The 26,011-nt window shown below is 71.0% G+C and carries 26 protein-coding genes and 2 pseudogenes; 15 read left to right on the top strand and 13 right to left on the bottom strand.

Features of this window, described 5'->3' with window-relative positions; genetic code table 11:
* Positions 1 to 40: 40 nt before the first annotated feature.
* Positions 41 to 1,162: a ferritin-like domain-containing protein gene (locus ACFYWY_RS03660; protein ID WP_389179066.1), complete on the top strand. Its 1,122-nt coding sequence runs from the start codon at positions 41 to 43 to the stop codon at positions 1,160 to 1,162.
* Positions 1,163 to 1,393: 231 nt separating this feature from the next.
* Positions 1,394 to 1,944 (top strand): annotated as a pseudogene (locus ACFYWY_RS03665) (Uma2 family endonuclease).
* Here the strand turns inward: ACFYWY_RS03665 and ACFYWY_RS03670 are convergent.
* The 6 genes and pseudogenes from ACFYWY_RS03670 to ACFYWY_RS03695 form a co-directional block, all read right to left on the bottom strand.
* Positions 1,945 to 2,403 (bottom strand): DUF3291 domain-containing protein, encoded by a 459-nt coding sequence (locus tag ACFYWY_RS03670; RefSeq protein WP_389179068.1) that lies wholly within the window; start codon positions 2,401 to 2,403, stop codon positions 1,945 to 1,947.
* 22 nt (positions 2,404 to 2,425) lie between these two features.
* Positions 2,426 to 3,457: pseudogene (locus ACFYWY_RS03675) on the bottom strand (amidase family protein); the annotation flags it as partial.
* A 10-nt stretch (positions 3,458 to 3,467) separates the two neighbouring features.
* Complete coding sequence (locus ACFYWY_RS03680; RefSeq protein ID WP_389179071.1) at positions 3,468 to 4,928, bottom strand: penicillin-binding transpeptidase domain-containing protein; 1,461 nt, start codon at positions 4,926 to 4,928, stop codon at positions 3,468 to 3,470.
* The gene (locus ACFYWY_RS03685; RefSeq protein ID WP_389179074.1) at positions 4,925 to 6,307 is read right to left on the bottom strand and encodes an FtsW/RodA/SpoVE family cell cycle protein; all 1,383 of its coding nucleotides are present in this window, start codon (positions 6,305 to 6,307) and stop codon (positions 4,925 to 4,927) included. The genes ACFYWY_RS03680 and ACFYWY_RS03685 overlap by 4 nt, the downstream gene beginning before the upstream one ends.
* Positions 6,308 to 6,403: 96 nt before the next feature.
* On the bottom strand, positions 6,404 to 6,706 hold the full coding sequence (locus ACFYWY_RS03690; RefSeq protein ID WP_389179077.1) for a zinc-ribbon domain-containing protein: 303 nt from the start codon (positions 6,704 to 6,706) through the stop codon (positions 6,404 to 6,406).
* Positions 6,703 to 8,874, bottom strand: coding sequence for a PBS lyase (locus tag ACFYWY_RS03695; protein ID WP_389179079.1), 2,172 nt, complete (start codon positions 8,872 to 8,874; stop codon positions 6,703 to 6,705). Before ACFYWY_RS03695 ends, ACFYWY_RS03690 begins: the two co-directional genes overlap by 4 nt.
* Before the next feature lie 115 nt (positions 8,875 to 8,989).
* On the opposite strand from ACFYWY_RS03695, the gene ACFYWY_RS03700 reads away from it, so the two are divergent.
* The 5 genes from ACFYWY_RS03700 to ACFYWY_RS03720 all read left to right on the top strand — a co-directional run bounded on the left by ACFYWY_RS03700 (position 8,990) and on the right by ACFYWY_RS03720 (position 13,405).
* The gene (locus ACFYWY_RS03700) at positions 8,990 to 9,790 is read left to right on the top strand and encodes a nuclease-related domain-containing protein (protein WP_389179082.1); all 801 of its coding nucleotides are present in this window, start codon (positions 8,990 to 8,992) and stop codon (positions 9,788 to 9,790) included.
* Between the two features lie 147 nt (positions 9,791 to 9,937).
* Positions 9,938 to 11,167, top strand: coding sequence for a Clp protease N-terminal domain-containing protein (locus ACFYWY_RS03705; protein ID WP_389179085.1), 1,230 nt, complete (start codon positions 9,938 to 9,940; stop codon positions 11,165 to 11,167).
* An 85-nt stretch (positions 11,168 to 11,252) separates the two neighbouring features.
* A complete protein-coding gene (locus tag ACFYWY_RS03710; RefSeq protein WP_389179088.1) occupies positions 11,253 to 12,533 on the top strand; it encodes a histidine kinase in 1,281 nt (426 codons plus the stop codon).
* Positions 12,496 to 12,747, top strand: a complete 252-nt coding sequence (locus ACFYWY_RS03715; protein ID WP_389179091.1) for a hypothetical protein — start codon at positions 12,496 to 12,498, stop codon at positions 12,745 to 12,747. Before ACFYWY_RS03710 ends, ACFYWY_RS03715 begins: the two co-directional genes overlap by 38 nt.
* A 4-nt stretch (positions 12,748 to 12,751) precedes the next feature.
* Positions 12,752 to 13,405 (top strand): response regulator, encoded by a 654-nt coding sequence (locus ACFYWY_RS03720; RefSeq protein WP_389179094.1) that lies wholly within the window; start codon positions 12,752 to 12,754, stop codon positions 13,403 to 13,405.
* Positions 13,406 to 13,412: 7 nt separating this feature from the next.
* Here the strand turns inward: ACFYWY_RS03720 and ACFYWY_RS03725 are convergent, their stop codons facing one another.
* A complete protein-coding gene (locus tag ACFYWY_RS03725; RefSeq protein ID WP_389179097.1) occupies positions 13,413 to 14,165 on the bottom strand; it encodes a helix-turn-helix domain-containing protein in 753 nt (250 codons plus the stop codon).
* Between the two features lie 232 nt (positions 14,166 to 14,397).
* Between ACFYWY_RS03725 and ACFYWY_RS03730 the strand changes: the two genes are divergently transcribed.
* From ACFYWY_RS03730 to ACFYWY_RS03740, 3 genes are read left to right on the top strand one after another with little or no spacing between them, the layout of a single operon-like run.
* Positions 14,398 to 15,069: a DUF4097 family beta strand repeat-containing protein gene (locus tag ACFYWY_RS03730; RefSeq protein WP_389179100.1), complete on the top strand. Its 672-nt coding sequence runs from the start codon at positions 14,398 to 14,400 to the stop codon at positions 15,067 to 15,069.
* Between the two features lie 15 nt (positions 15,070 to 15,084).
* Entirely contained in the window at positions 15,085 to 16,047 is a 963-nt protein-coding gene (locus ACFYWY_RS03735; protein ID WP_389179103.1) for an ATP-binding cassette domain-containing protein, read from the top strand.
* The gene (locus tag ACFYWY_RS03740) at positions 16,044 to 16,835 is read left to right on the top strand and encodes an ABC transporter permease (protein ID WP_389179106.1); all 792 of its coding nucleotides are present in this window, start codon (positions 16,044 to 16,046) and stop codon (positions 16,833 to 16,835) included. Before ACFYWY_RS03735 ends, ACFYWY_RS03740 begins: the two co-directional genes overlap by 4 nt.
* On the opposite strand, the gene ACFYWY_RS03745 is transcribed toward ACFYWY_RS03740, so the two are convergent.
* From ACFYWY_RS03745 to ligD, 3 genes are all read right to left on the bottom strand, one after another.
* Positions 16,816 to 16,986, bottom strand: coding sequence for a hypothetical protein (locus tag ACFYWY_RS03745; RefSeq protein ID WP_389179109.1), 171 nt, complete (start codon positions 16,984 to 16,986; stop codon positions 16,816 to 16,818). The genes ACFYWY_RS03740 and ACFYWY_RS03745 overlap by 20 nt on opposite strands.
* Positions 16,983 to 17,885 carry a DNA ligase gene (locus ACFYWY_RS03750; RefSeq protein WP_389179112.1) on the bottom strand — a complete coding sequence of 301 codons (903 nt, stop codon included), beginning with the start codon at positions 17,883 to 17,885 and terminating at the stop codon, positions 16,983 to 16,985. The genes ACFYWY_RS03745 and ACFYWY_RS03750 overlap by 4 nt, the downstream gene beginning before the upstream one ends.
* 213 nt (positions 17,886 to 18,098) lie before the next feature.
* On the bottom strand, positions 18,099 to 18,989 hold the full coding sequence (ligD, locus tag ACFYWY_RS03755) for a non-homologous end-joining DNA ligase (RefSeq protein WP_389179114.1): 891 nt from the start codon (positions 18,987 to 18,989) through the stop codon (positions 18,099 to 18,101).
* Between the two features lie 49 nt (positions 18,990 to 19,038).
* On the opposite strand from ligD, the gene ACFYWY_RS03760 reads away from it, so the two are divergent.
* Positions 19,039 to 20,133, top strand: a complete 1,095-nt coding sequence (locus ACFYWY_RS03760; protein ID WP_389179117.1) for a Ku protein — start codon at positions 19,039 to 19,041, stop codon at positions 20,131 to 20,133.
* 81 nt (positions 20,134 to 20,214) lie between these two features.
* Here ACFYWY_RS03760 and ACFYWY_RS03765 read toward each other — a convergent pair whose 3' ends face one another.
* The gene (locus ACFYWY_RS03765; RefSeq protein ID WP_389179120.1) at positions 20,215 to 20,823 is read right to left on the bottom strand and encodes a TetR/AcrR family transcriptional regulator; all 609 of its coding nucleotides are present in this window, start codon (positions 20,821 to 20,823) and stop codon (positions 20,215 to 20,217) included.
* Between the two features lie 45 nt (positions 20,824 to 20,868).
* Here ACFYWY_RS03765 and ACFYWY_RS03770 point away from each other — a divergent pair, with 45 nt between their 5' ends.
* From ACFYWY_RS03770 to ACFYWY_RS03780, 3 genes are read left to right on the top strand one after another with little or no spacing between them, the layout of a single operon-like run.
* Complete coding sequence (locus tag ACFYWY_RS03770; protein WP_389179123.1) at positions 20,869 to 21,795, top strand: DUF2867 domain-containing protein; 927 nt, start codon at positions 20,869 to 20,871, stop codon at positions 21,793 to 21,795.
* A gap of 42 nt (positions 21,796 to 21,837) precedes the next feature.
* A complete protein-coding gene (cbiE, locus tag ACFYWY_RS03775; RefSeq protein WP_389179126.1) occupies positions 21,838 to 23,088 on the top strand; it encodes a precorrin-6y C5,15-methyltransferase (decarboxylating) subunit CbiE in 1,251 nt (416 codons plus the stop codon).
* Positions 23,089 to 23,098: 10 nt separating this feature from the next.
* Positions 23,099 to 23,833: a cobalt-precorrin-6A reductase gene (locus tag ACFYWY_RS03780; protein WP_389179129.1), complete on the top strand. Its 735-nt coding sequence runs from the start codon at positions 23,099 to 23,101 to the stop codon at positions 23,831 to 23,833.
* 43 nt (positions 23,834 to 23,876) lie between these two features.
* Here the strand turns inward: ACFYWY_RS03780 and ACFYWY_RS03785 are convergent, their stop codons facing one another.
* Positions 23,877 to 24,503, bottom strand: a complete 627-nt coding sequence (locus ACFYWY_RS03785; protein WP_389179587.1) for a precorrin-8X methylmutase — start codon at positions 24,501 to 24,503, stop codon at positions 23,877 to 23,879.
* Positions 24,504 to 24,619: 116 nt separating this feature from the next.
* The gene (locus ACFYWY_RS03790; RefSeq protein WP_389179132.1) at positions 24,620 to 25,243 is read right to left on the bottom strand and encodes a MerR family transcriptional regulator; all 624 of its coding nucleotides are present in this window, start codon (positions 25,241 to 25,243) and stop codon (positions 24,620 to 24,622) included.
* Between the two features lie 85 nt (positions 25,244 to 25,328).
* Between ACFYWY_RS03790 and ACFYWY_RS03795 the strand changes: the two genes are divergently transcribed.
* The gene (locus ACFYWY_RS03795; protein ID WP_389179135.1) at positions 25,329 to 25,742 is read left to right on the top strand and encodes a DUF3291 domain-containing protein; all 414 of its coding nucleotides are present in this window, start codon (positions 25,329 to 25,331) and stop codon (positions 25,740 to 25,742) included.
* Positions 25,743 to 26,011: the final 269 nt, after the last annotated feature.

Consider the following 26,011-nt stretch of genomic DNA (forward strand, 5'->3'; position numbering starts at 1 on the left):
TGTCCGTAGTGGTGCGGGATATGAGGCGAAGGAGCCGTCAGTGTCGACACACGACCGCTACACGCACGCGCCGGAAAGTCTCCACTGGCAGGTCCCGGCCTCCGGCGCGGCCCGCTTCAGCTGGGAGTACGAAGACGGCCGCGACCGGCTGCTCGCCCTGTACCAGAAGGGCAAGGACAAGCAGTGGGACGGCGTCAAGCGCATCGACTGGGACCTTCAGGTCGATCCGTACGACCCGCTGGGCACCCCCGACGAGGCGCTCACGCTCTACGGCTCGCGCCACTGGCCGAAGCTGACCGAGAAGGACAAGGGGGAGCTGCGCAGGCACTACACCTCCTGGCAGTTCAGCCAGTTCCTGCACGGCGAGCAGGGCGCGATGGTGTGCGCGGCGCGGATCGTGGAGTCGGTGCCCGACCTGGACGCGAAGTTCTACTCCGCCACCCAGACGATGGACGAGGCCCGGCACGCGGAGATCTACAGCCGCTTCCTGCACGAGAAGATCGGGATGCTCTACCCGATCAACGACAACCTCCAGGGGCTGCTCGGCGACACCCTGCGCGACTCCCGCTGGGACATGCCGTACCTGGGCATGCAGGTCCTCATCGAAGGGCTCGCGCTCGCCGCGTTCGGCCTGCTCCGGGACACGACGGACAAGCCGCTGCCGAAGCAGATCCTCGCCTACATCATGCAGGACGAGGCCCGGCACGTCGCCTTCGGGCGGATGGCGCTGCGTGACTACTACAAGGAGCTCAGCGACGCGGAGCTGCGCGAGCGCGAGGATTTCGTCATCGAGGGCTGCTACTTGATGCGCGACCGGCTCAGCGGGGTCGAGGTGCTGGAGAACTTCGGCATCCCCAAGGCCGAGGCGGCAGAGCTCTCCGAGCAGTCCGAATTCCTGCAGATGTTCCGGAAGCTGCTGTTCAGCCGGATCGTGCCGTGCGTCAAGGACATCGGGCTGTGGGGCGAGCGCCTGCAGAAGGCGTATCTGGACATGGGCGTCTTCGAGATGGGCGACGCCAATCTCGACCTCCTGATGTCCCAGGACGAGGAGATCGCTGAGCAGCTCGACCGCGAACGCTTCGCGACGGAGGAGCAGGCGCGGGTCGCGGAGGTGGACGAGGCGATCGCGGCGGGTGCGGAGGGTGCCCAGGCGGCCGGCTGACGCGTGAACCTCAAGGGCCGGCCGCGGGCGGAGGTCCTTCGAGTGCGCCTCCAGCAGCGTGTCGAACGACTTGCTGCCGGGCCCCGGCGGCTGCGGACGCCGGGCCCGGACCACGTGCGCGGCAGCGGGCGGTCAACGCCAGGAGTGTCGCTCACTCGTACGAGGGGCAAGTGCGCATCCATGCTGGGTACGCTGGCTGTGCCAGGCAGACGCCGTCGCATGGGAGCAATCATGAGCGCCGCACGCGAGTACGGGCTGGACGAGCAGTACGAGTGGGCCCGTCCGCCAGCCGACGGCTGGACGGCGGACGACCTCGACAAGCTTCCGAATCTCACACGCGCACCATCCACTTTCTGGTGCACGCGTTGACGAGCCAGGCGCCGGAGCATTTGGAGGCCCTCGGGGAAATGACGGTCAGACTGGACAGGCGCAGTCGACCGGAGCCCGATGTTGTCGTGGTGCCGGTCGAGGCGGACGCCGGCCCGAGACAGACGTGGTTCGAGCCCGAGGACGTGATCCTCGCGGTGGAGGTCGTCTCCGCAGATTCCGTGGAACGTGACCGCGAGGTCAAGCCCCGCAAGTACGCCAGGGCAGGCATCCGGCACTTCTGGCGTGTGGAGGAGGACGACGGGCTCCCTGTCGTGTACGTATACGAGCTCGACCCCGCCACCCGCACGTACGCGCACACCGGCATCCACCACAAGCAGCTCAAGGTGGACCTTCCGTTCCCCCTCGACATCGACCTCACCGCCGTCAACCGCCGCGGGCAGCAGCCGGGCTGATCACTCCGCCGAAGGCGGCGGGAAGCTCGTCCGCAGCGTGAACGCCCGTGCCGTCGGGCCGTGTTCGCGTACGTGACGCAGGCGTTCCTCCGCCTCCTGGACCGTCGGGCGGTGGCCCCGCTCCACCCACCACAGCGTGGCCATGACCTCCTGGACACGTTCGAACCACTCGTAGCGCCGCCCCAGCAGCTCCCGGTGCTGTCCCTGGTACATGAACGCGGTCAGGGCGTCGGCGTCCCGCCACACCGACATGTTCAGGATCAGCCACTCGTCCCCGAAGACCGGCACATCCGTGGCATTGCCGGTCTCGCTCTGCAGCCGCCAGACGAAGCCTTCCGCCGCGTCCGCGACGGCGTTCACCGGGTCCAGACCGTCGACGAAGTCCTTCAGCTCCGGGGAATCCAGCGGGAATTTGAGCCGGGCTATGTTCACCTGGGCGAGCTGGTAGGTCATGGTCATGAGCGCACCATAATCGTGTGCCCTCCGCCGCCACTGCCATTTCGAGGAGCGAGACGTCCGCGCCGCGCGCCGCGACCAGTTGCAGGCCGGCCGGACAGCCGTCGCTCGTGAAGCCGGCCGGGATGCTTGCCGCCGGGTGGCCGCTGAGGTTGAAAGCCCAGGTCAGGGCGGTGGAGTAGAGCTCGCCGGGGCCGTCGTGGCCGTGCGGCCGGTTCGGGGTGGCCGGGGTGAGGAGCAGCTCCGTGTCCGCGAAGAGCGCACCGAGACGGCGGTCGTTCTCCGTGCGCAGCGCCGCCCCCGCCGTAGGCTCCCCGCGCCGTACCGCCTGCCATGCGTCCCTCGGGTCGAGCAGCGCGAACGGCCGCTCGTCGAGGCACAGGACTCCGGCCCGGACCAGCCGCTCCACCGCAGCCCGGGCGACCGACTCCACCTCCGGATCAGTCCGGGCGAAACCCAGGTCGGGCGACCAGCGCGCCCGTACCGGGAACGGCGGCCGCACCTCCGCGTACCCGTCGAGGACGCAACGCAGATACGCCCGCGCGTCCGCCGCCGTGCGCGTCAGCACCCCCGCCGACGCCAGGCCGGTCCGGTCGGGCGACGGAAGCAGGCCGTTCGTCGTCTTCAGGCCGAACACCCCGCACCAGGCCGCCGGGATGCGCACCGACCCCGCCCCGTCGCTGCCGGTGGCCAGGCCCACCATCCCCGCCGCGACCGCCACCGCCGAACCGGCCGACGAGCCGCCCGGCGTACGGTCCGGGCGCCAGGGGTTGACCGTGCGGCCGTGCGCGCCGAGACCCCAGGTCTGCCAGTACGTGCCGGGGCCCGGCACCGCCGTCGAGCCGACCGGCACAGCGCCGGCCGCGATCAGCCGGCGGGCCGCGTACGAACGGATGCCCGAGGGACCCTTCACCGCGAACGGCAGCCCGGCAAGGGGAAGTTCGGCGAGGGGAAGTTCGCGCGACACCTCGCGTGCCCGAGCCGCCTCGCCGAACACCTCGATGAACGCGCACAGCTCAGGGTCGAGCCGAGCGATCCGCTCCAGAGCCTCTTCCACCGTCACGCCGTCAGTCTCGCAGCGCCGCCTCCATCACCGCCCGCGCGATCGGCGCCGCGCTGCCGCCGCCGCTGATCTCGCCGCGGTCGGCCGACACGTCCTCCTCGACGACCACGGCGACCGCGACCGCCGGCCGGCTCGCGCCGGCCGCCTGCGCCCAGGAGATGAACCAGGCATAGGGGCGACCGGAATTGCCGAGGCCGTGCTGCGCCGTGCCGGTCTTGCCGCCCACCGTCGCTCCCTCGATCGCGGCGTTCTCGCCGGTACCCTCCTCGACGGCCCGGACCATCATCCGCTGGAGCTGCTGCGCGGTCGAGGGATTCATCGCCTGCTGGTACGACTGCGGGTAGTTCCGCGCGACCGTCCGGCCGTCCGACCTGGTCACCCGGTTCACCAGATAGGGGCGTTTGAGATCCCCGCCGTTGGCGACGGCGGCCGAGACCATCGCCATCTGCAGCGGCGTCGCCGTGGTGTCGAACTGCCCGATCGAGGAGAGGGCCAGTTGATCGACGGTCATATGGCGGTCGAAATTGGACACGGCGACGCGCGAGGGGATCCGCAGCCCGCGGTCGTTGAAGCCGAACTTGCCCGCCGTGTCCACCATTCCGGCCAGGCCCACCTTCACCCCCAGATGCGCCATCACGGTGTTGCAGGACCACTGGATGGCGTACGCGAGCGAGGCGTCGCCGCAATCGTCCGCCGCGTTGGGGAGCGTCGTTCTGGTGCCGGGCAGGACATAGGGATCGGGCGCGCCGGACGGCGCGTCGACGTCCGTGACCACACCCGAGTCCAGCGCGGCCGCCGCTGTCACGATCTTGAAGGCGGAGCCGGGCGGATACGTCTGCCGGATGGCCCGGTTGAGCATCGGCCGGCCGCCCGAAGCATTGAGCCTCGCCCACTCGGTCCTGACCGGCGGTCCGGTACCGGAGAGCACCCCCGGGTCGTACGAAGGGCTGCTGACCAGCGCCAGGATCTTCCCGGTCGACGGTTCGAGCGCGGCGACCGCGCCCCGCTTGCCGCTGAGCCCGTCGAACGCGGCGCGCTGCATCGAGGGCTCGATGGTGGTGACGACATCGCCGCCGGGCTGCTGGATGCGGCTGATGTCGTTCCAGAAGGGCAGCGGAGCGAGCATGGGGTCGGTCCCGGCCAGGATGCCGTTCTGGGCGTTCTCGATGAGGGTGGTGCCGTACGTCTGCGAGGCGTAGCCGGTGACGGGCGCGTACAGCGGGCCCTGGGTGTAGGTGCGTTCGTACCGCAGTTGCTGGCCGCTGTCCCTGGAGCCGGTGACGGGCTTGCCGCCGACCAGGATGTCGCCGCGCGGCTCGTCGTAACGGGCAATGGCCAGGCGCCTGTTGGCGGGGTTCTTGTCGAGCGACGTGGAGTCGATGATCTGCACGCGGGCGGCGTTGACCAGCAGCGCGGCCAGGAGCAGCAGACACAGGCCGGCGGCGCGGCGGATGTAGCGGATCACCGTTCGTCCTCCAGGACCGGGGCGATGACGCCGGTCTCCACCACGTCGGGATGCGGCGCGCGGGCCGAGTCGCTGACCCGGATGAGCAGCGCCACGATGATCCAGTTGGTGACGACGGACGAACCGCCCTGGGCCAGGAAGGGCATCGCCATGCCGGTCAGCGGGATCAGGCCCATCACGCCGCCCGCGATGACGAACACCTGGAGGGCGATGATCGAGGCGAGCCCGATGGCCAGCAGTCGTCCGAAGGGGTCGCGCAGAGCGAGCCCGGCGCGGTAGCCGCGCGCAACCATCAGCGCGTACAGCATGAAGATCGCGGTGAGGCCCACCAGGCCCAGCTCCTCGCCCGCGGTGGCGAGGATGAAGTCCGACTTGGCGGCGAAGCCGATCAGGATGGAGTGCCCGAGGCCGAGGCCCGCGCCGAGCATCCCGCCGGCAGCGAAGGCGAAGAGTGACTGGGCGAGCTGGCTGGGGCCCTGGCCCGCCCTGATGGTGGCGAACGGGTCGAGCCAGTCCTCGACCCGGCTGTGGACGTGTGGTTCGAGGGTGCCGACGGCGAACGCCCCGGCCGCCGCGAGCAGCAGGCCGACGGCGATCCAGCCCGTCCTGCCGGTCGCCACGTACAGCATGATCACGAAGAGTCCGAAGAAGAGCAGCGAGGTGCCGAGGTCGCGTTCGAGGACCAGTACGACGACGCTGAGCAGCCAGATCGCGACGATCGGGCCGAGCACCCGGCCGGTGGGCAGCTGGAGCCGCCAGATCTGGCGGCCCGTGTAGGCCAGGGCGTTGCGGTTGGCCGCGAGATACGCGGCGAAGAAGACGGCGAGCAGGATCTTGGCGAACTCGCCCGGCTGGAAGGAGAGTCCGCCGATCCGGATCCAGATCTTGGCGCCGTTCACGGCGGGGAAGAGGATCGGCACGATCATCAGGACGAGGGCGGCGACGACCGAGAGATACGCGTAACGCTGCAGGACCCGGTGGTCGCGCAGGAAGACGACGGCGACGATGAACAGCGCGACACCGAGCGTGGACCAGATCAGCTGGGCGGGTGCGGCCTCGTCGAGCGGGGTCTCCAGGTCGAGACGGTAGATGAGCACCAGGCCGAGGCCGTTGAGAAGGACCGCGATGGGCAGCAGCAGCGGGTCGGCGTAGGGGGCGCAGAAGCGTACGGCGAGATGCGCGAGGAGGGCCAGCACGCCGAGGCCCGCTCCGTAGCGCAGGGCGTCCGGCGGAACCGCGCTGTTCCTCGTCAGGCCGACGTCGATGTAGCCGTAGACGCACATGAGGACGGCACAGACAAGGAGCGAGAGCTCGACGCCCCGCCGCTTGGGGAGGCGTAGTCCGGGCGGAGGAGCGTCCCCCGCCGTCGTTGCGGTCATGCCACGCAACGTAGCAAGACGCAGGCCTTTTTCCCTTTATGTCATAGTGCGTCGAAGGTGAGCCGACAGACCGTCAGCCCGGGCTTCGGCGTTGTGTCAGTACTGGTACGGCTGCTGTCCGGGCTGCTGCTGCGGCTGCCCGTGCGCCTGACCGCCGGGCCCGCCCGCGCCCTGGAGCTGCAGCTGCTCCGCCTGCTCCTTGGTCACCTGCTGCTCCATGCCGCAGAACGTGCACTGTGTCGCGTACTTCGTCGAGAACGGGAACAGCGGCACGAAGAACAGCGTGAACTTCGTGACGCGCTTCCTGAGCGTGTGTGCGGAGGGATTGCCGCAGCTCCCGCAGACCAGCGTGAGTATGGCCAGCTGGTAGAGGTAGCCCTTGGTGCCGAAGATGATCATGCCGTTCTCTCCCTCGTCAGTGCCCGCCGGCACAGGGCCAGCAGCTTCTCGTCCGTAAAGATGTCATGGCTGCCGTATCCGCCGTCTATCGCGTTGTGACGTCGCAGGGCCGCCAGCTCGTCGCGCAGGATCCGCTCCGCGCCCTCGGCCGTCAGCTCCGCGAGGCACTCGGCGATCGGGACCCGGGTGTTCGGCAGTCCCTCCCAGGCCGCCAGCAGCACCGGCCATGCCCGCCCATGTTCGCCCGTCACCCGCCAGAGCGCGATCGCCGCGTCCAACCGGGTCCACGGCTCCGGCGCCCCCAGCAGGTCACCAAGCGCCCCGGAAGCCTCCTCGCCCGCCGGCCCCAGCGCGCCGAGCGCCGTCGCCGCCGACCGCCGCGCCCCGGAGTCCGCGGCGGACAGCGCCGCACGCAGCACCGGCAGTACCGGCTCGGCGTCACCCTCGATCGCCCACAGCGCCCCCGCCGTCCGCGCCGCGAGGGACGCCGAGACGCCTGAGCCCACGCCCACGCAGCGCAGCAGCGCCCGCAGCTCCGGAACGGCCTCTTGTGCGCCGGGCCCGAAGGCGGTGAGCGCCCGCAGCGCCGACTCGGCCACCCACTCCCTGCGGTGGTCGGGGGCGCCCCGCAGCACCCGCAGCACCTCGGGCACCGCATCGGCGGCCCGCAGCGCCGTCAGCCCGTACAGCAGCGGTCCGGCCCGGTCGTAGAGCCGCTCGTCCAGTTCGACCTCGCCGAGCCGGTGGCGCAGCGCGGGCGCGAGCGATGTCGCGGCCGCGCCCAGATGGTCCAGCGCATAGCCCAGATCGTGCGGTGCCTCGGGCAGCTCGAGCGTCCGCGCGAGCACCGGCACCGCACGCCGGTCGCCCGCCCGGGCCAGCGCGGCGACCGCGCTGCCGAGCGTGGGCGGCCCGCTCTCCCACTCCCGCACCCAGGCCCCGGGGTCCGCTGCCACCCGGTCCGCCAGCGCGTCCGCGGCGGGGGCGGCGAGGCCGAACAGCTCCCCGAGCGCGTCGGCGGCCGCGTCCGCCAGCCCCTTCTCCGGGTCGGCGAGCTGCTCGCCGATCAGGCCGACCAGCTCGTCGTACGCACCGCGCCAGGTCCGCAGCAGCCCGCTGCTCATCCGTACGGCGTCGATCCGCTGCCCCCAGTCGGGGCTGCACAACTGGTCGGCGAGCAGGGCGATGCGGTCGTCGACGCGGTTGCCGAGGCCGGAGTGGAGCGTACGCAGCAGATCTGCCGTCCAGGGGGCGCCGCGGCCGGCCCGGTCCGCCTCGTGCATCTCGCGCAGCCGCCCGAGGAGGGTGGGCGTCGACGGCCGCTCGGCCACGGGCTCGGCGGCGGGGGTGACCGACTCCGTGCTGGGGCCGGCCGGTTCGGTGACGGGTGCCGCGGGCTCGGCGGCGGTTGCGGCGGGCTCGGTGCAGGGGCCGACCGGCTCCGCTCGCAGTTCGCGCAGCAGGCCCGTCACCCCCGGCACGACATCGGCGGGCAGCGTGTCCGGCGCACAGCGGGCGAGCTGCGCGAGCGCGGCCAGCCGCAGCCCCGGGTGGCTCGGCGCCCGGGTCAGCACGGTGAGCCACTCCACCACCTCGGGCGCCAGCTGCCGGTGGCGCAGCGCGATCCGGCCCGCGGCCTCGACGCAGGCGAACCGCACCTCCGCGTCCGGCTCGACGGCGAGCCGCTCCCGCAGCAGTCCGAGCACCAGCTCGGGATCGTCGTGCAGCGTGGCGAGCGCGAGCGGAGCCGCGAGCCGCACGCCGCGGTCCTGCGCGTCGACCAGCGCGAGGAAGACGTCCGCGCTCGCGGTCACGGCGGACGAGGCCATCGCGTAGTTCGCGGCGTACTCGAACTCCTCGTCCTCCGGGTCGAGTTCGTCGTCGCCGTCCAGATCGATGCCGCCGATGCTGGTCAGCAGCTCGACGATGCCGCCCCGGTCCTGGACCGCGGGATTCGCCACGAGCTCGATGAGGAAGGGGATGCAGGCGAGCGTAGAGTCGTACACATCGCCCTGGTGGTGCACTGCTCCGTACATCCCGTCGAGCGCCGTCTCGCGTTCCGCGGGATCCGCGGACGCGAGTCCGAACAGCATGTGAGGCACGTCGTCCGCCGGCCCATAGGCGTGCGCCAGTGATGCCCAGTCGACCTCGTCGATCCCCCCGAACACACTTGCCCCCTCCCAAGAACCTTGCGCTTGGGGAGAGTGTGCACCACGGCTCCGGCATCGCGGGGTTATTGCCCCGAAGGCCCCGCGGCTGTTCCCATGGTCGGGAGGTGGTGGCATGAGCGGACTGCGCGTCACGCCGGCTCGCAGACAGGGCCGGGACCGGCTGTACGTCAGCCTCCCGGACGGTCGCAACGTCGCCTGGTACGACAGGGACAGCGGCCGCGTCAGCCTGGTCTCCGAACGCCACCGCGCCGAAGCGCTGGCCGCCCTCGCCCCGTATCTGACCGGCGAGGTCTCCGTCGGACCGCCGCCCGTGCCCACCTCCGCCGATCTCGCCAGGCTGTCCCTGCACCCGGACGACGACCTCGCCCCCAACCGCCCCGGCGAGGCCCTCCACGCCGAACTGGACCGCCTCCCCGACGGACGCCGCCTGCGCCGGGACCCGCGACGCGCGGAACTCGCCGCCCAGCAGCTGCTCGGCGACACTCTCGACCGGCTGGAGGACGCGGGCTGGCGGATCATTCACTCCGTGCCGCTGCCCGGCGCCGACCGCATCGACCATCTGGCCGTCGGCCCGGGCGGGGTGCTGGCCGTGCACACCCTGGCGGCCCGCCGGCTGCGGGTGCGGGTCGCCGACCCGATGGTGCGGGCCGGCCGCGGCGTGCCCGGCCCGCTGCTGCGGCTGACCCGCCGCCGGGCCGAGCGGGCGACCCTCGCGCTGACGGCGGCGGTGCGCCCGGTCCTCGCCGTGGTGGGGGCGGCGCGGCTGGATGTGCTGCCCGCGCCACCGGACGTACGGATTCTGCGGGAGGACGAGGTGCTCGCGCTGGCCAGGCTCGGCGGCGTACTGAAGCCCGCGGACATCGAGTTGCTGTACGCGGCGGCGCGCGACCGCCGCACCTGGCTGCGCGTGTGATCCTCCCCGGCCAGTCGTGATCCTCGGGGGTTCCGTAGCCGGCGTGCCGATCGGACCGGGAGTGTGGGCGGTCGGCCGACGCGGTGTCGCGGGGGGCGCGTCTAGCGTCGTTCTGACCAAGCCACCGCGCTTCGAGGAGAAGGTTCGATGGATCAGCGAGGGACGACCGGAGCACACGCCGACGCCACGGCCGTGATCGGAGCGACCACAGAGTTCGAGCCGGACGTCATGGACCTGCTCGTGGAGACACTGCGCCGTGCGGTCAGGCGCGAGTTGCCGGCCGTGGGGACGGACACCCTGCTGGCCGCGCTCGTGCTGGGGGACACGGACGCCGGTGCGGCGATCGCGCCGGGGATGCGGAAGGCCGGTGCGCTCAGCGGCTTGATCTCCGGCCGCGCGGGCCGCGGTTGGGTGAGTGACGACGAGGTGCACAGTGCGCCGGTCGCGGCCGGCGCGGAAGCCGATGAGGTGGAGGTCGATGCGGCCTGGCGTGAAGCACGGTGGCGCTTCGGCCTCGGTTCGCGCGGATCGGCTTCGGAGAGCGGCCCGATGCTGCCCGGGATGACCGGGGCGATGCGCGCGTGCCTGCTGCTCGCGCTCAGGTCGGCCCGCGCCGAGGGGACGACAGCGGTGCGCTGCCGGCATGCGGCCCGTGCCCTGCTGGACCTGCCGGACAGCAGGGCACGGGAAGCCCTGCTGCTGCAGGGGCTGGATCCGGCCGCCGCGGCGACCGCGCTCGACAGACTGGACGCGAGCGCCCAGGCGGAGACCGCGGGACCGGAATCCCGCGGCGTCACCCTTCTTCGCCGGGCCGGAACGCTGGGCAAGAGCGGTAACCGCCTGACACGCGCGCTGACTTCGTGGACCTCCGGGGCCGCCGTGAACGGCTCACCGGTTCTGTTCGCGGTGTCCGTCGAGGCCGTGCGGCAAGCAGTACGGTGCGGGCGCGCGGCGGCGGAGCCGGTGGATCTCCTGCTGGGGATACTGGCCCTGGACCGGGCACTGTCCGTTGCCGGGCACTCGCTTCCCGGGAGCCTGTCGGGCGCCAACTCTGCTCCGGCTCTGCTGCGCCGGCACGGCGTACGGCAGGTTTCCCTGGTCTCTTCGGCTTCGGCGATCCCGTCTGCCGCTGTTCCCGACGGCGACCGTGTGCGGCTGTCCGCTGCCGCCGACCGGACCGTGGCGGTCGCGCGGCTGTCCGCCGCCGAGCACGGCTCGCCCACGGTCGGTACGGTCCACCTGCTGTCCGCGCTGCTCGACGAGTCGGCGACGGATGCGGACGCCGGGGCTGGTGGCGTGGTCGCACGGCTGCTGGCTGCCGGCCAGGTGGACGTGGCCGCGTTGCGGGCGGAGCTGAGCCTCCGGCTGGGCGCATGACACCCGAGTTCCGCCGTGCGGAGACCGCCCGCCGCAGCAGCTACCGTTCCTCCCGGAGATCCACGGTGGCGGGGCAGGGGTGGTCATGAGTCAGGTGCCCGAAGACACACAGCCGCCGCCCCCGTCCGTATGGCTGGGACGCACGCTGACCGGTGTGCCTCGGTGGGTGCGCCGCGAGGCGGTCGAGAGCTGGGCCGCGATGCGTGCCGCTGAGCGCCGTACGGTCGTCGTCGAGGCGCTGGTCTGTGCCCTGGCGGCAGCCTTCTGCCTGCTGCCGCTGCTGCTGCTGGCGCCCCCGGAACGGCCGGCGTCGGCGGTGCTGGAGGGGGTCTGGGCGGCGCTGATCGTCCCCGCTCGGCGCGTCCGGCCGGTCGCCGCGGTCCTCTGCGCCTCTTTGCTGCTCGTGGGTGACAACGTGTGGACGCTGGCGGTGGTGCCGCTGGTCGTGCTGTCCGCCACCCGTCGTATCGCACCGCAGCGGCGTGCGTGGCAGGCCGTCGGGGTGGCCTGCGCCACCGTCGGTGCCCTGACCGTCGCCCGTGCCCTGGTCCGGTCCGATGCCTTGCCGTTGGAACTGGCCGGCAACGCGGTCTCCGCGGTGCTGCTTCTGCTGCTCCCCACCCTGGCCGGGACCCTGCTGGGGCGGCGGCGGCCCCTGGTCAGCCTGCTGCGGGAACGCAACGCCTATCTGGAACAGACCCGCACGCTGACCGCCGCAGCGGCCCGAACGGAGGAACGGACCCGGATCGCGGGAGAGATGCACGATCTCCTGGGCCACCGGCTGAGCCTGATCTCGGTGCACGCCGGGGCGCTTGAACTCGCCGCCGCGCGACAGGCACCCGCCCTCGTCGGACAGGCCGAGCTGCTGCGCACGACCGCCGGTACGGCCATGGGGGAACTGCGCGAAATCCTCGGTGTCCTGCGGCACGTGGACATCACGGACCTGACGGACAGGACCGGGGACGAGAGCGGAACGCGTGAGGACATCACCGCTCTGGTGACGGAGTCCCGGCAGACAGGCAGCACCGTCGAGCTGGACTGGTCCGTTCCCGACACGGCCGAGGTGGGCCTCCGTACGCGTCAGGCGATCCACCGGGTGGTCCGCGAAGGGCTGACGAACGTGCTGAAACACGCATCCGGCGCGCCCGCCAAGGTGGAGGTCAAAGGCACGGACAAGGGGATCGTGGTGTCCGTCACCAACGATCCACCGCGCGCGGCGGACCACTCCCAGGGGGGGAAGCCGCAGCGGGCTGGCCGGCTGCCAGGAACGGATCTCGTTGCTCGGCGGCACGTTCGAAGCGGGCGTCTTGACGAACGGCGGTTTCCGCATGGCGGCCTGGCTGCCCACCCACGGGAAGCCCCTTGAGTCCGCCGCGCTTGAGGGGGCCTTCACTGAAACCCCTCCGGACACGGCCCGCCTTCCCTCCGGCGGCATCGGGCAGGAAGGGGCCCGTGCGCCGCTGTCGGACGAGATCCTGACCTGGCCGCGAGTCCTGGGATCGGGCTGCGTGGCGCTGCTCGTGGTCCTGCCGACGGTGGGCTGCCTCGTCGTACTGCTGACGACGGCAGTCCTAAGATGAGCTGATGATCCGAGTCCTGATCGCCGACGACGAGGCACTGATGCGTGCGGGAATCCGGCTGATCCTGGAGAACGCCGAGGACATCGAAGTGGGCGCAGAGGCGGGCGACGGTCGGGAAGCCGCCGCGGCATGCCGCGCCCAGGACATCGACGTCGCCCTCCTCGACATCCAGATGCCGACCCGGGACGGAATCGCGGCCGCCGAGGACATCGCCCGTCTCTCGCCCCGCACTTGTGTCGTGATGCTGACGGCATTCGGCGAGGGAGCGAGCGTGACGCGCGCCCTGCGGGCCGGGGCGAGCGGTTTCCTCCTCAAGGACACCGGTCCCGCCGAGCTGATCCGCGCCGTGCAACTCGCCGCGAGGGGTGAACCGGTCCTGGCGCCCAGGATCACCCGGCAGCTGCTGGAACGGCACGTACGGTCAGGCCGGGAAACCGAGGCCGCTCTGCGCAGGACCGAAGAGCTGACCCCGGCCGAACGGGATGTCCTGCGGCTGCTCGGCACGGGCCTGTCCAACGCGGAGATCGCCGATCAGCTGTATCTGAGCGCCGGCACGGTCAAGGCGCACATCAGCCGGATCCTCACCCGCACCGGCTGCGCCAACCGAGTACAGGCCGCCGTCCTCGCACACGACGCCGGGCTGCTCACCGACCGTTGAGCCTTTATCAGCGATCTGAACTCGACTCGGCCGTGCCGCCTGAGCTCGCTTCGGGTTTCGTGTAGAGGACCTCGCGGACCTGCAGCGCGGCGCGGAGGATGCTCTCGCTGATGAAGTCGCAGAAGCGGGCGATGTTCTCAAGGCGGGCGGCGGCCGGGGTTTCGCGGCCGAGGATGCCGACGCCCTGCCGTGCGGTCTCTGCGATCTGGGCGGTGCCGCGGGCGCTGGCGATCGTCGACTGGTACCAGACGTCGTCGTCGACGAGGTAGCGCTCGCGGCGGCGTTCGTCGCGTTCCCGGCGGACGAGGCCCTGGCTTTCGAGGAACGCGATCGCCTTGGAGACGGACGCCGGGCTGACCTGGAGGTGCTGGACGAGTTCGGACGCGGTGAGGCTGCCCGCGTCGGCGGTGAAAAGGCAGGTCAGCACCCGGGCCATCATCTTGGGCAGGCCCTGTTGCATGAGGAGGGTGGTGAACGTCTCCTCGTACTCGCGCACGGCCTCGGCGTCGCGCCCGTGGCCCTGCGTCGGCGCTCCCTGCCCTCGGGGCGGGGTGTGCTTGCGCCGGTGGGCGCGGCGTTCGGTGGCGCGGTGGGCCAAGTCGGCGCGGTAGGCGGTGGGGCCGCCGTTGCGCATCACCTCACGCGTGATCGTCGAGGTGGGGCGGTCGAGACCTCTGGCGATCTCCGCGTAGGCGAGGCCGTCCGCCAGCCCCAGCGCGATCTTCTGGCGGTCCTGCTGGGTGAGCCTGCCTCCCGGCATCGCAATCTCCTTCGCGGTTCCTTGATGCCCCAGCATAGCGTTCACTCCATGTCATTGCAATGCACCCTCCTTCTGTCGTTGCATTACGCGCAGAGTCATTGCAATGAATTCCTAGGCTCGACCTGCACTGATGCCACCAATGCGCAACGAACTCATTGCCGGATCCTCGAATGCAACGTAGCGTTTCTGTTGTCGGAAACGAACAGTGAACGTAGACGTAGAGGAGAGCACGATGCAGAAGTTCGACACACCCGCCCCGATCACCGCCGTACTGGACATCCCCGCGGGGCGCATCCAGTTCATCGCCGCCGAGCGGGCCGACACCGCGGTCGAGGTCCTGCCCGCCGACGCCTCGAAGGGCCGCGATGTGAAGGCGGCGGAGCAGGCCACGGTCGTATACGTCGACGGTGTCCTGCGGATCGAGGCCCCGGCGGCGAAGAACCAGTACTTCGGCCCCTCCGGGTCCATCGAGGTGACCGTCCAGCTGCCCGCCGGCTCGAGCATCGAGGCGAAGGCGTCCTGCGCCGAGATCCGCGGCGTCGGACGGCTCGGCGACGTTGCCTGCGAGGGCGCACATGGCGCGGTCAAGATCGACGAGGCCGCGAGCGTGCGCCTGGCCGCCGACGCCGGTGACGTCTCGGTCGGCCGCCTTACCGGCCCCGCGGAGATCAGCACCCAAAAGGGCGACATCCACATCGCCGAGGCCACCTCCGGCATGGTCGTGCTGCGCACCCGGATGGGCGACGTGACGGTCGGCGCCGCCCACGGAGTCTCCGCCTCCCTGGACGCCGGCACCGGCTACGGCCGGATCCACAACGCGCTCAAGAACACCGACGGCGCCGCCGCCGGCCTGACCATCCACGCGACCACCGACCACGGCGACGTCACCGCCCGCAGCCTGTAAAAGGAGCACCTCCTCATGACCGACCTGGCCATCGCGGCGAACGGGCTGCGCAAGTCCTACGGCGACAAGACCGTGCTCGACGGCATCGACATCGCCGTCCCCGAAGGAACGATCTTCTCCCTGCTCGGCCCGAACGGCGCGGGCAAGACCACCGCCGTCAACATCCTCTCCACCCTGATCACCGCCGGCCCCGCCTCTGGCGAAATCCACATCGGCGGCCACGACCTGGCCGCCGACCCGCAGGCGGTGCGTGCCGCGATCGGTGTCACCGGGCAGTTCTCCGCTGTCGACGGCCTGATCACCGGCGAGGAGAACATGCTCCTCATGGCGGACTTGCACCACCTGCCCAAGCGGGAAGGGCGGCGGGTCGCCGCCGAGCTGCTGGAGCGCTTCGACCTCACCGAGGCCGCGAAGAAGCCCGCCTCCAGCTACTCCGGCGGCATGAAGCGGCGCCTCGACATCGCCATGACCCTGGTCGGAGGCCCGCGGATCATCTTCCTCGACGAGCCCACCACCGGCCTCGACCCGCGCAGCCGCCACACCATGTGGCAGATCATCCGCGAGCTGGTCTCCGACGGCGTCACCGTCTTCCTCACCACCCAGTACCTGGAGGAGGCCGACCAACTCGCCGACCGTATCGCCGTGCTCAACGACGGGAAGATCGCCGCCGAGGGGAGCGCCGCGGAGCTGAAGCGGCTCATCCCCGGCGGGCATGTGCGGCTGCGGTTCACCGACCCGGCCGCCTACCAGTCCGCCGCCCTCGCGCTGCGCGAGGTCACCAGGGACGACGAGGCACTGGCGCTGCTGATCCCCAGCGACGGCACTCAGCGCGAGCTCCGCTCCATCCTCGACTGGCTGGACTCCGCCGGCATCGAGGTCGACGAGCTGACCGTGCACACCCCCGACCTCGACGACGTGTTCTTCGCCCTGACCGCCGACGCCGGCGTCCCCACCCAGCCCAAGGAGACCGTCCGATGAGCTCCCTCTCCCTCGCCGTGCGCGACTCGAACACGATGCTGCGCCGCAACTTGTTGCACGCGCGGCGCTACCCGTCCCTCACCCTGAACCTCCTGCTCACGCCGATCATGCTGCTGCTGTTGTTCGTCTACATCTTCGGCGACGTGATGAGCGCAGGCATCGGCGGCGGCAGCGCCGACCGCTCCGAGTACATCGCCTACCTCGTGCCGGGCCTGCTGCTGATGACCATCGGCAGCACCACGATCGGCACCGCGGTGTCCGTCTCCAACGACATGACTGAGGGCATCATCGCCCGCTTCCGCACGATGGCGATCCACCGCGGCTCCGTGCTCATCGGACACGTCATCGGCAGCGTGCTGCAGTCGATCACGAGCGTGGTCCTCGTCGGCGCCGTCGCCGTGGCCATCGGCTTCAGGTCCACCGATGCCACGGCCCTGGAGTGGATCGCGGCATTCGGGCTGCTCACGCTGTTCGCCCTGGCGCTCACCTGGATCGCGGTCGGCATGGGCATGGTCAGCCCGAACGCCGAGGCCGCAAGCAACAACGCGCTGCCGCTGATCTTCCTGCCGCTCATCTCCAGCACCTTCGTCCCGGTCGACGCGATGCCGGGCTGGTTCCAGCCGATCGCCGAGTACCAGCCGTTCACGCCCGCCATCGAAACCCTGCGCGGCCTGCTGCTCGGCACCGAGATCGGCCACAACGGATGGCTCGCGATCGCCTGGTGCCTGGGACTGACCGGGCTCGGCTACCTGTGGTCGAAGGCGGTGTTCAACCGCGACCCGAAGTAGCCGACATGAGCACGCGGGCCGCCTCCCGCAACTCGTCCCGCCCCAGGGCGGCGTACACCGACACCGCGTCGATGTACGCCGCCCCGTCGGCGTTCTCGGCTGCGCGAGCGGGGCATCGGGCTGTCGCAGACACCAGCTGCCCGCTGCTCATCCCTCGGACCGAACACGTACGAAACGGGCGGTCTCGTGGCGTCCGGCTGCCTGGCGCAGTTCGACGAGGAGAGGGTCGGTGAGCATCCGCACGGGCCCGTGGTCCGGGTGGTCCGTCAAATCTTCCAAGCGACCGCGTACCAGCTCGCCGACCTGCCGTGACTGCGTTGCCGTCAAGCGCGGCGAGGTCTTCACAGTTCGATCATCGGGAAGCCGCACGAGAAGTGCATGCGGTCGGTCCGCCGGGCCGAAAACGCCGAGAAGCGTGCCATCCCTCGTATCGGAATGCCGGATCTTCCTCCAGGTCCAGGTTCCTCCTGCCCGATAGGGCGAGCTCAGTGTTTTCGCTACGATTCCTTCGACGCCCACGGCTCTCATGTCGCGAAACCAGACGTGGGCGGTTTCCTCGTCCAGCGTTGCCAGCACACGCTGGAGGGGTGGGCCGACGTCCTTCAGCGCGGCTCCGAGCAGCTCCCAACGCTCCCTGAGGGGCAGGGCCCTGACATCCCGGCCTGGAACAGCGAGGATGTCGAACGCGATGTAGGACACCGGGACTCCCGAGAGCTCGCGATCACTGTGGGACCGGAGCAAGTCGGTGAAGCTCAATCGCCCGTCCCGGTAGGCGCACAATTCACCGTCCAGCACGATTCCCGGTGGCAAGTGATCTCGCAGGTATGCGGCGATCTCGGGGAATTCCTTGGAGAGGTCCCTTCGTGAGCGGGACTGCAAGAAGACTTTTCCGCCCTCGAGGATGAAGGCGAGGGCGCGGAATCCATCGAGCTTGAGGGAGTACTGAAAGCCCCCGGGGGCGCTGCCTTGCTCGGGGATCTCGTCCGCAGGCCGGGGGCGCATGACATCGACGGGTGGTCGCAAGGCCACTGTCGGCGAGCTCTCATCCATGCGGCCAGGTTCGATCTGCGTGACCCTCAGGGCAGGGAGAGGCTCGCCGTCCTCGTCGGCTTGTCACCGGGACAGCCTCAACAGTTACGTGAGCCTTAGTTACGTGAGCCTTGTTCGCGGGCGGCGTGTGCGCGATCGAGGGGAATGACGACGGCCGATGCAGAGCGCTCACCGACTCGGCGAGCGCGACCTTCAGGGGCGGCCCGGGCGCGTTCACGGCAGCGGCCCGGCCGGGAGCCGCCCGGCCCGGTTGAGGTTGATGAGCGGGCCGAGCAGATCCCCGTACCGGTCCAGCCGTGGCGCGATGTCGCCGATCCGGAAGACGAGGCTCTGGTGTGCCTCGATCTCCTCCCAGGTGACGGGCGTCGAAACGGTCGGCTCGGTGCGGGCGCGCAGGGTGTAGGGGGCGGCCGTGGTCTTCGCGGCGGCGTTCTGGCTGTGGTCGACGAAGACCTTGCCGGGCCGCAGGGAGCGCTTCATCCGGTGCAGGATCAGGCTGGGCAGCGCGGCCTCGCCCTCGACGGCGAGGCTCTTGGCGTACGCCGACACCTTCTCGGAGGGGGTGGGCTCCACCGGCACGAGGACATGCAGCCCCTTGGAGCCCGAGGTCTTGGCGTAGGCGTGCAGACCGTCGGCCGCGAGCCGCTCGCGCAGCCAGAGCGCGACGGCACAGCACTCGACGATCGTCGCCGGGGCGCCCGGATCGAGGTCGAAGACCATGCGGTCGGCCACCGCGGGCTCGTCCGCCTGCCACTGCGGCGTATGGAACTCCACGACCAGATTCGCCGCCCACATCAGCGACGCGAGGTCCTGTACGAGGACCTGCCGGGCGTTCTTGTCCTCCGAACGGGGGACGGCGACGCTCCGGACCCAGTCGGGCGTTCCCGGCGGCGGATTCTTGGTGAAGAACAGCTGGCCGTCGGGCCCGTCCGGGTACCGCAGGAAGGACAGCGGGCGGTTGTGGAGATGGGCGAGGATCGCACCCGCCGTGGTGGCGTAGTAGTGCAGGATCTCGCCCTTGGTGGTCCCGGTGGCGGGGTGGATGACCTTCTCCAGATTGCTGAGCGCCAGGCGCCGCCCCTCCACCTCCGTGATCGGCGTCATACGATGAGAATCCCACGAATCCCGGAACTTCGGATGAAAGGGATGAAACGTGCGATCCATATGGAACGGCGCGATCTCCTTCGGTCTCGTCAGCATTCCGATCAAGCTGGTGAACGCCACCGAGAGCCACTCGGTCTCCTTCCGGCAGATCCACACCGTCGACGGCGGCCGGATCCGCTACCGCAAGGTCTGCGAGCTGGAGGAGAAGGAAGCGCCGGCCGCCGAGATCGGCAAGGGGTACGAGGACGCGGACGGATCGATCATCCCGATCACCGATGAGGATCTGGCGGCCCTGCCGCTGCCCACGGCGAAGACGATCGAGATCGTCGCGTTCGTGCCGGCGGAACGGATCGATCCGCTCCAGATGGACGCGGCGTACTACCTGTCCGCGAACGGCGTCCCGGCCGCCAAGCCGTACACGCTGCTGCGTGAGGCGCTCAAGCGGAGCCAGAAGGTGGCCGTCGCCAAGTTCGCCCTGCGCGGCCGGGAGCGCCTCGGCATGCTGCGCGTCGTCGAAGATGTGATCGCCATGCACGGGCTGCTCTGGCCGGACGAGATCCGCTCACCGCAGGAGGCGGCCCCGGACACCGAGGTGTCGGTCCGGGAGGCGGAACTCGACCTGGCCGACGCTCTGATGGACACGCTGGGCGAGGTCGACCTGGAGTCGCTGCACGACGACTACCGGACGGCGGTGGAGGCGATGATCGCCGCGAAGGTGGAGGGCGGCGAGGTGGCTCCAGAGACCGCGCCGGCCGAGCGCGTCGGCGGCAAGGTCATCGACCTGATGGCAGCGCTGGAGAAGAGCGTTCAGGCGGCGAAGGAGGCGCGCGGGGAGGAGGGCGAGGAGGTCGCCGACGTCACCTCGATCAAGGGGCGCAAGCGGGCGGCGGCTTCGCCGAAGTCGACGGGCGGTGCGGGGGCGGGCGCGGGGCCGGGCGCGAAGAAGTCCACCGCGAAGACGGCGAAGAAGACGGCGGCGAGCGCCAAGAAGACGACGGCGACCAAGACGACGGCGAGCAAGTCGACGGCGAGTAAATCCACGGCCACGAAGTCCACGTCCACGGCCAAGTCCACCGCGGCGAAGAAGACGGCGAAGAAGGCCACGGCCAAGAAGGCGACCCCGAAGAAGCGCGCCTCGGCGTGAGGCGGACAGCGCTGCCTGCGCGCTGCGAGGCACGCGGGCACGGGTGCGTCTGCGGCGACTGTTCCGCCTCGGCGGCGCCGTCTATGCCCGGCGCAGCAGGTTGTCCAGCACGGACCGGAGGTAGTCGGCGCGCTCTGCCCCGACGGGCAGCGTCTGCGGCACGGCATGGCTCAGCTGCGTGTGCCCGAGATAGCTGGTGTACGCGAGCAGCCCGCGCTGCCGCGCCTCGTCCTTCGGGAAGCCCAGCTCCTCGAAGAGATGCGCCACATAGCCGACCCGGCGCTCCGTCACCCGCTCAAGTACGGCGGCGACTTGGGGATGGCCGGCGGTCGCGAGCAGCGAGACTTCGAGGGGGTCGTCGGCGGCGGCCGCCGTCACCTGCGCGAAGAGGGTGCGCAGCCGCCGCTCGGGGTCCGGCTCTGACTCCATCGCGGTGATGATCTCCTCGGTGCAGATCTCCTCCCACCGGACCAGCGCGGCCTCGATCAGCGCATCCCGGTTGGTGAAGTGCCAGTAGAAGCTGCCCTTGGTCGTGCCGAGCCGGGCGGCGAGCGGCTCCACCGCGACGCCGGTGAGCCCGCGCTCCCCGATGGCGGCCAGTGCCGCGTCGGCCCAGTCGCGGGCCGAGAGCCTCTTGCGGCCCTGCCCCGGTCCTGCCTGCCGGGCCCCTTCTGCCTGCACCATGTCCATACGCTACCGTACGGTGAAACATACGCCACCGTATGGAGGTGCGTTATGCGCACGGTACGGAACGTTCACGAGCGGCTGATCGACGCCCCGGCGGAGGTGGTCGGCGCCCTGCTCGACCGCATCTCCTCCCCGGACGACCCGCTCAGCCCGAGCCCCGTCTGGCCTCCGATCCGGTTCGACGGCCCCCTCGGCGTCGGCGCGGACGGCGGTCACGGCTTCGTCCGCTACTCGATCGGCGCGTACGACCCAGGGCGCAGCATCCGCTTCGACTTCGGTCCGCCGGGCAACGGCTTCCACGCCCTCGCGACAGAACCGCTGGACGGCGGCCGCTGCCGGGTCAGCCACGTCCTCGAACAGCAACAGGGCCTCAAGGCATGGCTGCTGTGGACCCTGGCGATCCGCCCGATGCACGACACGATGATCGAAGAACTCATCGACAACATCGAACGCGCCGCATCCCCCGCCGGTCTGCCGCGCCCCTACCGCTGGACCCGCTGGGCGCGCCTGATGCACAGCTTGGTCTCGGACCGCCCGACCGCCACAAGCGTCCCGCCGGAAGCCGAACTGGCCCACCAGGCATTCGCTGCCCCGGACTTCGCCGACGCGTACACCCTCCGCCTCCGCCCGGGCATGCCCCGCGACCCCCAGGCCTGGCGCAAGGTTCTGCCTTTCCCGGTCCTGGCCACGGCCCCGGGGGAACTCCTGCTCGGCGAGGACGGCGGCCATCTCGACTTCCGCGCCTCGATCATGGCCGCCGACGACAAGGTCACGCTCACCACGGTGGTGAAGTTCCACAACTGGCGCGGCAGGCTCTACTTCGCGGTGGTCCGCCACCTCCACCCCCTCATGGCCCGCAGGATGCTCCGCCGCACCCACCGGCGCCTTGCCTTCGCGGCCCCGCCCGCAGCTGACCGGACGCCGTCGCCGCGCGACCCGTCACCAGCGCGGATGGACGAAACAGGCGCCCAGTAGAGTGCGCCTTCGTTCCTCTCTCCGTTCCCGAGGTGTCCGTCCGTGAGTTCCGCGAGTTCCGCGTCCCCCAGCACACCGGCCGTGACCGTCGTAGGGATCGGAGCGGACGGCTGGGACGGAATTCCCGCCGCCTCGCAGCAGGCGCTCCTCGATGCCGAGGTCCTCGTCGGGGGGCCGCGTCAGCTGGAGTTGCTGCCGCCCGCCTGCGCGGGTGAGCGGGTGACCTGGCCGTCGCCGCTGCGGCCCGCCGTGCCCGGGCTGCTCGAGGCCCACGCCGGCCGCCAAGTCGCCGTGCTGGCCAGCGGCGATCCCATGTTCTACGGGGTCGGGCGGGCGCTCACCGAAGTGCTCGGCGCCGGTGTGCCGCGGGTACTGCCGCACCCGTCGTCGGTGTCGTACGCCTGCGCCCGCCTGGGCTGGCCGCTGGAGGACACCGAGGTCGTGACGCTCGTCGGCAGGCCCACCGCGCGGCTCGGCGCGGCGCTGCACGACGGGCGGCGGCTGCTCGTCCTCAGCGCCGGGGCCGCGACGCCCGCCGACGTCGCGGCCTTCCTGCGCGAGCACGGGTTCGCCCCCAGCCGGATGCGGGTGCTGGAACAGCTGGGCGGGGAGCGCGAACAGCGGGCGGAAGGGACCGCCGACGCGTGGGACCTGCCGCCCGGCGATCCGCTGAACGTCATCGCCATCGACTGCCGCCGCGCCCCGGGCGCGCTGCGCCTCGGCGCCGTACCGGGGCTGCCGGACGCCGCGTACGAACACGACGGGCAGCTCACCAAGCGCCATGTGCGGGCCGCCACGCTCGGCGTGCTCGCTCCCGCCCCCGGCGAACTCCTGTGGGACATCGGCGGCGGCTCAGGCTCCGTCGCCGTCGAGTGGATGCGTACGCACCGCTCCTGCCGGGCCGTCACGGTCGAGCGCGACCCCGCCCGGGCCGAGCGCATCTCCCGCAACGCGGACCGGCTCGGGGTGCCCGGGCTGCGGGTCGTCACCGGCACCGCGCCCGAGGCGCTCGCCGGGCTGCCCACGCCGGACGCGGTGTTCGTCGGCGGCGGGCTGACCGTGCCGGGACTGCTCGAAGCGTGCTGGGAGGCGCTGCCTCCGGGCGGGCGGCTGGTCGCCAACACCGTGACGCTGGAGTCCGAGGCGCTGCTGGCCGACTGGTACGTGCGCCGCGGCGGCGAGTTGGTACGGCTCGCGACGGCGCACGCCGTCCCGGTGGGCGGCTTCACCGGCTGGCGGCAGGCCATGCCCGTGACGCAGTGGGCTGTCACCAAGTCGGGAGACGAACGATGACCGGCGGCCGATGCACGTACTGATACTCGGCGGGACCACGGAGGCCCGCCGCCTCGCCGAGTCCCTGCATCCGGCTGTGCGGGTCACCACCTCGCTCGCCGGGCGCGTCGCCGGCCCCAGGCTGCCCGCGGGCGAGGTCCGCATCGGCGGGTTCGGAGGGGCCGATGGCCTGGAGCAATGGCTGCGGGCGCACCGGGTGGACGCGCTCGTCGACGCCACCCATCCCTTCGCGGGGACGATCAGCTTCAACGCGGCGTCGGCCGCGGTCACGGCACATGTTCCCCTGCTGGCCCTGCGCAGGCCCGGCTGGGTCGCGGGCGAGGGCGACGACTGGCACATGGCCGGTTCCCTGGACCAGGCCGCCGGGATGCTTCCCGCCCTCGGCCGGCGGGTCTTCCTCACCACCGGCCGGATGGGCCTCGCCGCCTTCGCGGGCCTCGACGAACTCTGGTTCCTCATGCGGTCGGTGGACGCCCCGGAGCCGCCGCTGCCGTCCCGTACGGAGGTGCTGCTGGACCGGGGCCCCTTCACGCTCGACGGCGAGCGCGAGCTGCTGCGCCGCCACCGCATCGACGTCCTGGTCACCAAGGACAGTGGCGGGGCCGCCACCGCGCCCAAGCTCACCGCCGCCCGCGAGGCCGGACTGCCGGTGGTGGTGGTCCGGCGACCGCCGGTCCCGGACGGAGTACCGGTGGCGGTCACCGTGGACGACGCGGCCGCCTGGCTGCGGCAGTTCTCCGGATAGCGGCGACGCCCCGGCCCGCTCACTGTCCGTGTCACTCCTCCGCTCACTCTTCCTCGCTGGCAAGAGCGTTGACCGCGGCGGCGGCAATGGCACTGCCGCCCCGGCGTCCGCGCACCACCAAGTGATCGAGGCCCGAGGGGTGTCCGGCAAGCGCGTCCTTGGACTCGGCAGCCCCGACGAAGCCGACCGGCACTCCGATGACCGCAGCCGGGCGCGGGGCTCCCTCCTCGATCATCTCCAGCAGCCGGAAGAGAGCCGTGGGCGCGTTGCCGACGGCCACCACCGCGCCCTCCATGCGGTCTCGCCACAGCTCCAGGGCAGCGGCGCTACGAGTGGTGCCGAGCTCGGCCGCGAGGCCCGGGACCGACGGGTCGGACAGCGTGCACACCACTTCGTTGGCTGCGGGCAGCCGCTTGCGGGTCACCCCGCTGGCGACCATGGAGACATCGCACAGCACGGGGGCCCCGGCTCGCAGCGCCTCGCGGGCGCGGGCCACCACGTCCGGGGTGAACGAGAGGTCGCGTACGAGGTCGACCATGCCGCAGGCGTGGATCATCCGGACCGCGACCCGGCTGACATCGGCGGGCAGCCCCGCGAGATCCGCTTCCGCGCGGATGGTGGCAAAGGACTGGCGGTAGATCGCCGCGCCGTCCTTCTCGTACTCGAACACTGTGGTCTCGCTCATCTCGTCAAGGCGTCGCGGCCGGCGCGGCCGGCATGGCGGCGAGCATACCGACCGTGATGTCCTCGCCGTCCGCGGCGATGACGTGAGGGTCGCCGCCGGGGTCAACTGCGGTACCGAACGGTGGACTCGGCTTCCTGCGCGAGGCGGCGCAGGGCCAGCAGCGCCGGCTCCAGGAGGAATGTCAGCAGTACGGCGCGCTCAGCCTTCTCGAGCGGATCGTCCGGACCTTCGAGCTGGTCCAGGTCCAGGGCCGCGGTTTTCTCGGCGAGCTGTGCGTAGGGAACGAGGGAGTGCCAGTCGTAGTCCACGCCGAGAGAGCGCAGGGTGTGCAGCGTCTGGGTTATCACGTCACGGGCCGGATTGTGCTCCGAGACCGTCCAGCCCATCTCCGCCAGCAGCGCGCTCACTTCGGAGTCGTCCGTCTCGCCGTCCCCGTCCTTGGTGGCGCCGGGGGCAGGCCAGACACCGAACACGATGCCGAGCAGGTCGTGCATGTCGGTCGCGTACTCGGCGGTGGCTTCCAGTACGTCCTTGGCCGCACTGACCGACAGCCCTCGCACGCCGATCAGGGCGCGGATGAGCCGGAGGCGTCGCACGTGCGACTCCCCGTACTCCGCCTGCGTCGCCGCGGTGGCGCGCCCCGGCGGCAGCAGCCCTTCGCGTAGGTAGTACTTGATCGTCGCGGTGGACACCCCACTGCGGCGGCTCAACTCAGAAATTCGCATCCGCTCCCGCTTTCCACTGGCCGTTGGGTAGCGCCACTGTCTAATATAGATACTGCTACTCACCAACTATGGAAGCGAGACTATCGTGCCGACTCTTCCCTGGACGAAGCCGAACCCGGCTCGGCCCAACACCCGCGCCTTCGTCATGGCCTCCCGCCTCGAGGTGAAGTCCATCAAGGACGTGCCGGGTTTCTTCCTGAAGTCGCTCTCCACCTGGAGGCAGGTCCGCTCGGCGCCGGGCGCGCTGGGTGCGTCCCTCGAAGCTCAGCTGCTGAAGGGTGTCTTCTTCACCCTGTCCGCCTGGGAGGACAAGCAGGCGCTCTACACCTACGCGAGGACCGAGCCCCACAAGAGCATCATGATCGGCCTGCGCTCCACGATGCGCGGCTCGACCTTCACGTTCTGGGAGGTGCCGGTGGAGGAGCTGCCGATCGCCTGGAAGGACGCCAAGGCACGCATCGATGCCCAGACCCGCGCGGACGCGGACAGCGCCCGCTGATCACGGGGCGCGAGTCGGGGGCGCGGGTCGGGGCGCGATGCGCCCGTTGTTCGTTACGGATATTTCCTGCCCGTTCGCTTTAATCGGCGCTTCAGTCGGCGTTCGCGTCTGTTTCCTGGCGGAAGGCGTTCTCGCCGGCCGTCATGTCCCGGGTGCCGATGACGGAGAGCAGTTGCGCTACGGCCCGCTGCTGGACGGCCTCGACGACCCGGTGGCTGCACTCATCCCGCCGGACGCGGACGCAGCGCAGGTCGCCGATGCCGTCGTAC

Origin of the sequence: Streptomyces sp. NPDC002870 (assembly GCF_042888505.1) — a bacterium.
In the GTDB taxonomy this organism is placed as follows: domain Bacteria; phylum Actinomycetota; class Actinomycetes; order Streptomycetales; family Streptomycetaceae; genus Streptomyces.